Raw genomic sequence first — 11,045 nt, forward strand, 5'->3', positions numbered from 1 at the left:
TCTATTGCGTAAACAATGCACCTACTACACCCTTTTTAAAAATAATATTGACATAAGTAATTTTTCTTCGTACCATTGTGTTACCCTATGTATACCTCACTAGCATCGATCTTCTTTTTAAAAAAGAATTGCTCAGTGCGCGACTGGGGTTTACTTAACAGCCTTACTTGATTTTCTTTTATTCCACAACCCTTGGAGGTTTTTAACAATGTCAGAGCCTTATATCAGTGAGATTCGCATGTGGGGGCTTACGTTCGCCCCGCGCATGTTTGCTAATTGCGATGGACAACTGATGCCCATATCACAAAACCAGGCGTTATTTGCCCTAATTGGTACCACGTATGGTGGTGATGGGCGAACAACTTTCGCGCTGCCCGACCTTCGCGGCCGAGTACCGGTGCACGCCGGACACGGACCGGGGCTCTCCCCCTATCCGCAGGGCCAACGCGGGGGCACGGAATCGAAGACATTGAGCGTGAGCAATCTCCCGCCGCACTCGCACGCAGGGACAATCAAGCCCAACTGCGCATCTAGCGAGGGAAACAGCTCCAGCCCAACAGACAACTATCCGGCAACAGGAGCCGGTGGGCGCGGGAGCAAGCCCCAGATCTATGCTGACGGCGAAAACGCTGAGATGGGCCCGACGCCTTTTACCACCGGACCGACTGGATCAGGCATTGCCTTTGATCAGCGGCAGCCATTCCTCACGGTTCGCTTCTGCATCGCCATGACGGGCATCTTCCCTTCTCGCAATTAGCCTCTACCTTAACGTTCGCGGATTGCGACCGGCCAAGCCGTCGCTGCTGCTGCGTTCTTCGGCGCCGCTGTAGTCCCGCTACTGCTGCTTCGAAGCCACGCAGCAGCGCCTTCCGCTGTTGGCTCATTCGGCCGCTGACTTTTCAGTCGGGGACAACGCACGCACCTACATCTTTCATCTTTATCGTATGGCTATGTCTGACACTGTATCACACGAACACTTTGAAGGAAAGACAGGCGAGACGTTTACTGCAACGGGCAATGATGCATCGCTCGACATTACGCTCGCAGAAGCGATCTTTCACGAAGACGAACACACCACCGGGTTTACGCTCCTTTTTGAAGGTGCTGCTGATACGCAACTGGAACAGGGCATGTATACCCTGACCCACGATGAAGCGGGTCGACACGAGATTTTCCTTGTCCCCGTTCAGGCAAGCCCTTCAGAACCGGAGAAGGTTCATTACGAGGCTGTGTTCAAGCACTTAAAAGAAAAGGAGATGCCTTCAGCCGAATAGAACTCTCGGCTCTGAGGAGAGCCATCGGTGGTCAAAACCGGTATCATTCAGGTGTCACGCCCCCGCTTCACTACAGCCCTGATGTATTCTTAAACTGTACCCCTTTATCAACACGTAAGCCCATGACGATTGACACGCGTTTGCTCTATCCTAAAACAGATCGCATGCATGGTGCCCCTATTGCTGTTTGCCACTGGCTTGTAGGATTACTCACGACCATCCTCTTGCTCGGTACTGTATCCCCCGCAACAGGGCAATCCACCTTTAGCTTCGACAATCAGGGATGGACCAATGGGCAAATCATCACGGCCCCAGTCACGATTACTGAGGGGAGTTTCACGCTCTCCTTTGAGGATGTCAACACCTCGATTCCCGATTTTGAGTACCGCACTGCACGTACAGGCGACCTGAACTATCAATCCAGCGGCCAACTCGACATCACAACTGACAGTGGCGGGGAAATTAACGCCCAGTCAATCGATTTGGGATTCGTCGACGGCGTTTCTATTGATGGAGACCCTGTAATAACGGGCGCAAGCGTGACGATCACGGGGTACCGCAATGGGACCCAAGTCGCACAGTTTACGGACAACACAAACATCGTCGGAGGCACGAATACGGAAATCGGCTTGTCATCGAGGGATCCCGGCTTCGGAAACGTCGACAAGATCACTGTCAAAGCAAACAGCATCACCGGAGGGTCAAGCCTTGACAATGAGTTTTTGATGTTTGACAACGTTACGGTGGGCCCGGCCGTCTCCCCGCAGCCCGATATTGCTGTAGAGGACAGCGATGGGACAAGTATCCCCAATGGCGATACGTCTCCTTCACCGGGCGAAAGCACAGACTTTGGGGGAGTGGCTGTAGCGGGCAACAGCGTCACGACATACACGATCCGAAATACGGGGACCGGCACGCTTAATGTAAGCAATATCACGTCCTCGAACACCAGCGAGTTTACGGTGTCGGGCATACCAGGTAGCATCGCGGCCGGCAGCTCAGGCACGTTCGACGTGACGTTTGCGCCCTCGGCGGGCGGCACACGCTCAGCCACCATTACGATTACCTCCGATGACCCGGACGCGGAGGGAACCTACAGCTTTGCTGTCGAAGGTGAGGGTCTCGTGCCAGACATTGCTATCACAGACGATGGCAGCAACCCGCTCCCCGATGGCTCAGGGACGTTCGACTTCGGGACGGTAAATCTCGGATCTACATCAGAGCGCTTCTTCCGCATCACAAATACCGGAGACGCCAACCTCTCGCTTAACGGCCTCCCAGAGATACAACTCTCTGGCACGAATGCAGGGGATTTCTCAGTTTCTGCTTCGCCAAGTTCTCCTGTTTCCCCAGGTGGACAAACGTCGTTTGCCGTTACCTTCGATCCGCAGGCTGCCGGCACACGCACCGCTACAGTGACGATTCCGAACAATGACCCCGACGAGGACCCCTACACCTTCGAGGTCACCGGAACGGGCAACGATCCCAACACGGCTCCTACAGCAAGCGGCAGCATCAGTCCAACCAGCCTCAATGACAATGCAGGCCCTACAGCCCTCTTTGACGGCATTGACGTAAGTGACCCGGACGCTGGCGAAACCGACCTCACGCTGCGCGTGACCGTTGCTAATGCGTCAGCCGGTGTCATCAGCGGCGTCAATGGGACGAGCGTCACGAATGAGGGGGGCGGTGTCTTCAGCGTGAGCGGCTCGTTCGACCCCAGTACCATCGACACAGCCCTCGACAATCTGCGCTTTAGCCCCACCGACAACACGGGCAGCAGCGGCACCTTTAACACGGATCTGACCGTTCAGGTCGACGACCAAGAAAGCGGCTTTGTCGATGTCAGCGGGCCGACGACCGTGACCGTTACCCGTGTTAACGACGCGCCCACCGTGGCGCTCGGGGCCCCGAGCGGGTCGGTCGACGAGAACAACAGCCCACCGACCGTTCTGACCTCGGTTACGGTGAACGATCCGGATGGCGGCACCAACGATCTCTCCCTCAGCGGCACGGATGCCAGTGCCTTCCAGATCGACGGCACCGACCTGGAGTTTGCAGACGTGGCCGACTTTGAGACGAAGAGCAGCTACACCGTGACGGTCAACGTCGACGACACGAGCGTGGGCACGACGCCGGACGACAGCGAGACGTTTACGCTCTCGATCAACGACGTGAACGAGCCTCCAGTAGTAGCTACGAATACTGGGCTCTTGCTGGATGAAGGCGCAACGGCCACAATTGGAACCGGTGCCCTCAACGCCACCGACGAGGACGCGGGCGACGGGGCATCGACCCTTACATTTAACGTTACCAGCGCGGTGTCCAACGGCACGCTCTTCATCGACGGCAGCACCGGCGGCACCGATGATGGAACGCTCGACGGCGAGTCGGGCATTGGAACCGGCTCGTTCACCCAGGCGATCATCGACAGCGGCAACCTGCTCTACGCCCACGACGGTTCGGGGACCACCACCGACAGCTTCACCTTCGACCTGACGGACGACAGCGGCGCCGGGCCCACGGGCATCACTTTCTCCATTGGCATCACAACCCAAAACGACGCGCCTACGATTTCGGACATCCCCGATCAGACGATCGAAGAAGATGCCCCGCTCGACCCCGTAAGCTTTACGGTGGACGACACCGAGACGGCAGCCTCCAACCTCACCGTCACGGCTACGTCAGACAACCAGGCACTCGTGCCTGACGCCAACATCACACTTGGGGGCTCAGCGACCGATCGCACCGTTGCGGTCACCCCAGCGGCCAACGCAAGCGGCACGGCGACCATCACGGTGACGGTTGACGACGGCGCGGCGTCCAACAATACACGCAGCACCTCCTTCGTACTCACCGTTACCGCCGTGCCGGACCTCACGCTTACCGACGGCTCGGCTTCAGGGCTCGACTTTTCGGGCAGCGTCACGCCCGGCACCACCGACAATCCGGTGGGAGTTTTTGCACTGTCGGCTGGGCAGAACGGGGCTTCGTTCGACGGAGTGACGGTTACCAATACAGCGCCGGGCGTAGCCGGGATCACCGCCGCGCGCCTCTACTGGTCCGACAACCAAACATTAGAGCCGGGCAGCGACGCGGTCCTCGCAACCTTCGACGTTGACGAGACGAGCGCCGAAAGTGCATTTTCGTTTGGCGGATTCAGCCAAACCATTCCAGGATCGGCCCGCTACGCAATCCTAGCGATTGATGTGCAAAGCGGCGCTACGGGAGACGTGCAGTTTGAATTGAGCCAGCCGAGCGACCTGTCGCTATCGGGGGGAGAGATTGCGACGGTCAACGGGAGCAGTCAGAACACCTTCGCAGGACTGCTGCTCTCGAACGGGTCCACAGCGCTACCGGTGGAGCTAGTGAGCTTCGAGGTGCAGGCCCGCAACGAGGCGGTACTCTTGCAGTGGGAAACAACTTCCGAAACCAACAACGCGGGCTTTGCGATCCAGCGCGCCGTACAGACGTCCCGGCGGGACGACGTCTCGTCCCCTCCCAACGCCTCTTCCGCCTGGCAGGAGGTGGGCTTTGTGGCGGGTGCCGGTACGACGACCGATGCGCAGTCGTACCGCTTTGCGGATGCCACCGTGCCCTACGCGGCCGATTCGCTCACATATCGCCTGAAGCAGGTCGACACCGACGGCAGCGTCTCGTTCTCCAAAGAGGTAACGGTCCGGCGCGGGGCGGTGCAGCAACTGCGGCTCTTGGGCACCTTTCCCAACCCGGCCCGCACGCACGCCACGGTGCGGTTTGCCGTGCCCAAGGGCGCGGACGATGCAGCCGTGCGCCTCGTGCTCTACGATGTGCTGGGGCGACAGGTGCGCACCGTGCGGACCGCAGCCACGGCCGGACGCCACGAGCTACAACTACGCGTAGGCGGTCTCGCCAGCGGGCTCTACTTCCTGCGGCTGCAAGCGGGCGGCCGCACCCAAACCCAAAAGATCACCGTGGTGCAATAGCTGCGCTTCTGAACAAGACGCTGCGTGAAAGTCCCTGGTGGACACGTTTGTACGACAACCTAGCCATACAAATCCCAAGGATAAATGAACCCTGGCTGTTCTTCGGGCTGCTAGACGACTACACAAAGACCGAGCGTTGGAACGACCACATGATACGTTGGAACCGAAGCAGACCGCAACGGTCGGCCATACCAGCACGGCAAAAGAAAAGAGGTGCGCCCCGGTATGAGCCGTAAAAACTGACCCTCTCTGTTGAAGAACGCCCGATGGAGCGTGTCAAAGCCATCGCTGCAGAGCGAGGCACGAGCTTCTGTCGAGCAGCGGATGCCTTCCTACCATCCATCGAAATGGGCGCAACGGTGGCGCGGTGCCTTTGCACGTGAGTCAACGTATCCTGACGATGTGGCTTGGGAACGAGAGATCCTCACGGATGCCATCGAGGACAAACACACCCCGTAGCGGCAGCATCTCATGACCGTGCCCTTTGACACGAACGTGCTATTGGACGTTTTGTTAGACCGGGCGCACGCAGTGGAAGGAATGATGCTTCTCGATGCAGCCCGAGCTCGTCAGATCCATGGCTTGGTAATTCCAACCATACTAACGAACGCCTTTTACGTAGGACGAAGAACAGCAAACGCCAACGTGGCTCGGAGCTTCATCCCCACCGAGCTTGTGCATATCATTCGATAGTTTTCCATCGGCTTTCGAAGCCGAATCTCCCATGCCATTCTGTGTGAGCGTTGATGCGTACCAACCACGTGTGCCTTACTGCGGGCGCACGCGGTTGGTGGGCGTAGCGGTGAGGGGATCTTCGGGCCAATAGTGTTTGGGGTAGCGCCCGCGCATGTCCTTGCGCACGTCGAAGTACGTTTCGTCCCAAAAATGCGCCAGGTCTTGTGTGATCTGGACCGGGCGCTGTGCCGGCGAGAGGAGGTGTAGCGTCAGCGGCACGCGGCCCGCGAGGATGCGTGGCGTCTCGGTAAGCCCGAAGAACTCCTGCACGCGCGCGGCCAGCACGGGCGCCTCGGGGGTGCTGTAGTCGATGGGTCGCCGCGAGCCGCTAGGCACCGTCCAGTGCGTGGGGGCGAGCTCGTCCAGGCGTTCGCGCCGCTCCCACGACAGACGCTCTTTCAGCAGGTTGGTGGGGGAGAGCTGCTGCAGATCGCGAAGGCTGCGGTGGCCGTAGAGATGCGGCAGCAGCCAGTCCTCAAGGGCATCGAGCAATGCACGATCGGAGGCCGCGGGCCACGCGTCGTCGTGGTGGTGCATGAACTGCATGCGCGCCTGAAGCTGCCGGGCCTTTTTCGACCACGGGAGCACGTCAAGCCCGGCTTCGCGAACACCTGCGGCCAGGGCCTCGGCCATCGCGGTGGCGTCGGGCGCAGGGAGGGGACCGTCCTTCACCACGAGCGCGCCCAGGGTGTCTTGGGCACGGGCCCGCACGCGGCCCGCGTCGCCGTCCCACGTTATGCGGGCCTCGGACGTGATCTGGTGGCCAAAGTAGTCGGTTAGCGCGTCGGCATCGAGCGGCGCAGCGAGAAAGATGCGGGCCTGCCGCCGGCTGCCGTCGATGTGCGGCACGACAAGGTATTCGGCATCAGAGAGGAGTTGCGGGCGGGTGAGCGCCGCCGCGCGCCCACTGCGCAGCTGAAAGCGCTCGCCGGTGCGATGCTGCGCAATGCGGTCGGGATACGCAAACGCCGTAAGCAGTCCGGCCGCTTCGATGTCGCCCGTCGCCCGCCGCGCTACGTTTCGCTTGCGGCGCCAGTGGGCGGCCATCTTCAGCACACGCCGGGCCGTGCTCCGCTTCACGCGGTAGCGGGCGTAGCCGGGCGCCGGACGATCGCCATTGCGTAGCCGCTGCAGGGTTTCAAGGCGCAGCCGGAGGTCGGCCGGAGGAGCTTCGCCCTGGCCGGAAAAGATGTCGCGTTCGCTCAGCACCGCCACCAGGTCGCACGCAATGGCACCGTGCCCCAACGTTTCGGCCTGCAGGAGCAGGTGGGCGAGGCGCGGATGGAGGCCGAGCTGCACCATGGCCCGTCCGTGATCGGTGATGGCGCCATCTTCGTTCAGGGCGCCCAGGCGGCGCAGCAGCGTTTGGGCCTGCGTCACGGCAGCGGACGGCGGCGGGTCGAGCCACCGCAGGTCGCTAGGATCGGATGCGCCCCAGGCGGCCGTTTGCAGCACCAGCGACGCCAAATCGGCATTGGCCATCTCGGGCGGCGTATGCGCGGCGCGGCGGCGGTGGTTGGCCTGAGCCCACAGCCGGATGCACCGCCCCGGCGCCACGCGGCCCGCGCGGCCGCGACGCTGTTCGGCGGCGGCCTGCGAGATGGGCACGGTTTCCAGGCGCGTCATGCCCGATCCCGTGTCGAACCGTGGCGTGCGGCGCAGGCCGCTGTCCACCACCACCCGCACGCCCTCAATGGTCAAACTCGTTTCCGCGATGTCCGTCGCCAGCACGATCTTCCGCTCGCCTTCGGCGCTTGGCGCGATGGCCGCGTCCTGTTTGGCGGGCGACAGGTTGCCGAACAGCGGATGCACGGTGATGTGGGCGGGCAGCCCCTCCAGCCGCTCGGCCGTACGACGGATTTCGCCCGCGCCCGGTAGAAACACCAGCACGTCGCCGGAGCTGTTGGGCAGCACCGTGCGCACGGCGTGCGCCACGGCATCCTCGGTGCGGGCGTGGCGCGAGGGGCGGTAGGCCACCTCCACCGGAAAACTTCGTCCTTCGCTGCGGATAAGCGGCGCATCGCCCAGAAAGGAGGCGATGGGCCCCGTATCCAGGGTGGCCGACATGACGAGCAGGCGGAGGTCGGGCCGCAGGACCTCTTGCGTCTCCAACGCCAGCGCCAAGCCCAGATCGGCCTGCAGGTTGCGCTCATGAAACTCATCGAACACTACCGCCCCGACGCCCGCGAGCTCCGGATCGTCTTGCAGCATGCGCGCCAGGATGCCTTCCGTAACGACCTCGATGCGCGTGTTGGGCCCTACCTTCGTATCCATCCGCACGCGGTAGCCCACGGTGTCGCCCACCGACTCGCCCAGCGTTTGGGCCATGAAGCGCGCCGCGGAGCGCGCGGCCAGGCGCCGGGGCTCTAGCATGATGAGGCGCTGCCCCGCAAGCCACGGCTCGTCGTGCAGCGCCAGGGGCACACGGGTCGTTTTGCCGGCCCCCGTTGGCGCTTCCAGCACCGCCACCGAGCGGCGACGGAGGGCAGCTTGCAGGTCGGGCAGAACGTCGTGGATGGGCAACGCCATACGCGCAAGGGTGTGACTGCAGGAAAACGACGGCGATGTACAAACGAACGCAGCCCGCGATGGTCCCGCATGCAAAAGCCCGCCGTGCCGTGCACAGCGGGCCTCGCATGATGGATCCGGCAACGGCCGGACGGTGCAGTGCGCGGGCTATTGTACGTCAATCATCTTCGGCGCGCTTTCTTCGGTCTTCGGCAGCGCAAGCGTCAAGACGCCATTCTCGCAGTTCGCTTCAATTGCATCGGGGTTCACCGTTTCCGGCAGCGTGAACGACCGGCGGAAGCGGCCCACGTGGCGCTCCACGCGTACAAGCTCTTCGTCTTCGCTCGACTGCTCGCGCGACCGCAGCCCGCTGATGGTCAGCGTACGGTTCTGCACGCTGATGTTCAGGTCTTCTTTCGGAATGCCCGGCACATCCAGTTGCAGCTCAAACCGATCGGGGTACTCGACCAGGTCGGTGCTGGGCATCCAGGTGGTGTTATCGTCCGACGCATTGCCAAAGAAGCGATCGAACAGCGAATCCACCTCGCGCTGCAGCTCGCTTACCGTGCGGTTCGGATTGTACGTCGTCAACCGAGTCATATCTGATCCCTCCGTGATCTTGTTGTCAAGGAAGCGTCATTCGACACGATCAATTTCGTTTATGGAATGAGCAAACCCTGTACCAGGGCCCTGCAACGCGCCGCACCGGAACGAAATGACAGCGCGTGCGCCGGTTTGTCACCCCGCCATTGACGTCCTGACAGCTCCTAGGGGATGCTTACACGCTATCAGACACAGATATGGAATCCGGCGTCATCTGCTGAGCGTCACCTGCGCGGGGCCTGCCAACTTACGGACGTGGCATTGCCCCTGCCGGAAGACATAGGTGGCCCGGAAGCCGAGATCGCCTTTCCGGCCCGTTACCACCACTTCGGTGGGAAAGGGTCCCACGTCCACGCCGTCGTGGAAAATGGTGTACTGCCCGTCCTCCGGATTATGGCACGGGGACAGTCCCCCGCACACGTCATAGCGGGCGCCGGTGGAGGCATTGCGCACCTCGATCTGCACCGAGTCGGCCGGCTGCCCGGCAGGCGTCACCACCCGCACGGTGTACGTCACAAACTCAGCGGTGCACAGCACCGACTGGCTGTCGCACCCGGCGCTGAGGAATCCGATGCTGCCAACGACAAACCCAAGCATAAGCCACCGCACCAGTCGTTGCCCGCTAACCGTACGCATAGGCACCCGTGCTATTACGACACCATAATTTTTTGCTTAGTAAAATTAATTTACCTAACGTGTTCCCATCATTTTCTAGCGTTGCCACGAGGCAGCGGACGGGGCATCATCAGGCCGTTTCCTCACGCACCCTGCAGTCAATGGCACCCCGCGCTATGAGGCCGCACGGGCGGTCTGTGGTTGGCGCCACGCATCGCCGCGCGCTTCCGCGGCGTGTACCGCGTGCCCCACGGCGTCTTGGATAGAGGCGAAGCCATCGCGCTTAAGGTGCTCCACAAGGCCTTCTTTAATGGATTTGATGAGCCCCGGCCCCTGGTATACGAGGCCGGTGTAGCACTGCACCAGCGACGCGCCGGCCGCGATTTTGTCGTAGGCTGCCGCTGCCGAGTCGACGCCGCCCACGCCAATGATGGGCGTTGCGCCGCCGGTCGCGCGGTACAGATAGCGGATCAACTGGTTCGACCGCGCAGCCAGCGGCGGCCCGCTCAACCCGCCCGGCCCAATGGCCGCGAGCGTCGCTGCATCGGTGGTAAGGCCCGCACGGTCGGCCGCCGTGTTCGTGGCAATGTATCCGTCCACGTCGTGCGACTCGGCCACGGCAATGAGCTCTTCCAGCGCCGTGTCAAACACGACCCGCGGGGTAAGCGGCGGACTCAGCTTTATCAGGACCGGCACGCGGCGCTCGGGCGTCTTCCGCTCCTCCATGATCATGCCCAGCAGGGCATCGAGGGCGTCGGGGGCTTCAAACGTTTTGCCTTCGCGGGTGTTAGGGCACGAAACGTTCAGCGCGATGTAGCCGGCCAGCGGCGCCAGCATCCGAAAGCTGCTCCGGAAATCTTCCAGCGCCGCCGTCCCCATGATGTCAGGGCTGTGCGTTTTGGCCAGGTTGATGCCCAGTGGCCGTGTGAAGCGCTCGCGCTCGGTGCGCACATGCGCGGCCACCGCCTCGGCGCCGTCGTTGTTCAGGCCCATCCGATTGATGATGGCGTCGTCATCCGGCAACCGAAACGCCCGCGGCTGCGGGTTGCCCGAAGCGGGCTGTGCGCTCACCGAACCGCCCTCCACAAACCCACATCCAATGGCCGTCCAGAACGGCACATGCCGGATGTTCTTATCGGCCCCCGCAGCCAATCCCACAGGATTCGGAAACCGCAGCCCCCACAGGGTTTGCTGCAAGCGCTGATCCTCAAACCCATACCACGAAGCCACCGGCCCCAGTCCCATCTGCTGCAGCCGTCCCGCCCATCGCAGCGTGGCCGCGTGGGCCGATTCGGCATCGAGACGAAAAAGCAGCGGGCGCAAGAGGCGATACATGGCACACGGC

Annotated in this window: 8 protein-coding genes; 4 read left to right on the forward strand and 4 right to left on the reverse strand. The window is 61.9% G+C overall.

Going from position 1 to position 11,045, the window contains the following annotated elements; genetic code table 11:
• The first annotated feature begins 238 nt into the window (after positions 1-238).
• The 4 genes from SALLO_RS18885 (at position 239) to SALLO_RS18890 (ending at position 5,932) form a co-directional block, all read left to right on the forward strand.
• The gene (locus tag SALLO_RS18885; protein ID WP_407689958.1) at positions 239-757 is read left to right on the forward strand and encodes a phage tail protein; all 519 of its coding nucleotides are present in this window, start codon (positions 239-241) and stop codon (positions 755-757) included.
• A 193-nt stretch (positions 758-950) separates the two neighbouring features.
• Positions 951-1,274 carry a DUF6916 family protein gene (locus SALLO_RS15380; protein ID WP_022835267.1) on the forward strand — a complete coding sequence of 108 codons (324 nt, stop codon included), beginning with the start codon at positions 951-953 and terminating at the stop codon, positions 1,272-1,274.
• A gap of 224 nt (positions 1,275-1,498) precedes the next feature.
• Positions 1,499-5,239 carry a choice-of-anchor D domain-containing protein gene (locus SALLO_RS0105230; RefSeq protein WP_169577890.1) on the forward strand — a complete coding sequence of 1,247 codons (3,741 nt, stop codon included), beginning with the start codon at positions 1,499-1,501 and terminating at the stop codon, positions 5,237-5,239.
• Positions 5,240-5,710: 471 nt separating this feature from the next.
• The gene (locus tag SALLO_RS18890) at positions 5,711-5,932 is read left to right on the forward strand and encodes a PIN domain-containing protein (RefSeq protein WP_022835269.1); all 222 of its coding nucleotides are present in this window, start codon (positions 5,711-5,713) and stop codon (positions 5,930-5,932) included.
• A gap of 75 nt (positions 5,933-6,007) precedes the next feature.
• On the opposite strand, the gene hrpB is transcribed toward SALLO_RS18890, so the two are convergent.
• The 4 genes from hrpB to SALLO_RS15385 form a co-directional block, all read right to left on the reverse strand.
• On the reverse strand, positions 6,008-8,503 hold the full coding sequence (hrpB, locus tag SALLO_RS0105235; protein ID WP_022835270.1) for an ATP-dependent helicase HrpB: 2,496 nt from the start codon (positions 8,501-8,503) through the stop codon (positions 6,008-6,010).
• 147 nt (positions 8,504-8,650) lie between these two features.
• A complete protein-coding gene (locus SALLO_RS0105240) occupies positions 8,651-9,082 on the reverse strand; it encodes an Hsp20/alpha crystallin family protein (protein WP_022835271.1) in 432 nt (143 codons plus the stop codon).
• Between the two features lie 213 nt (positions 9,083-9,295).
• The gene (locus SALLO_RS0105245) at positions 9,296-9,721 is read right to left on the reverse strand and encodes a hypothetical protein (RefSeq protein ID WP_157621278.1); all 426 of its coding nucleotides are present in this window, start codon (positions 9,719-9,721) and stop codon (positions 9,296-9,298) included.
• 153 nt (positions 9,722-9,874) lie between these two features.
• Positions 9,875-11,035, reverse strand: a complete 1,161-nt coding sequence (locus SALLO_RS15385) for a quinone-dependent dihydroorotate dehydrogenase (RefSeq protein WP_022835273.1) — start codon at positions 11,033-11,035, stop codon at positions 9,875-9,877.
• Positions 11,036-11,045: the final 10 nt, after the last annotated feature.

Origin of the sequence: Salisaeta longa DSM 21114, assembly GCF_000419585.1 — a bacterium.
GTDB lineage: Bacteria > Bacteroidota > Rhodothermia > Rhodothermales > Salinibacteraceae > Salisaeta > Salisaeta longa.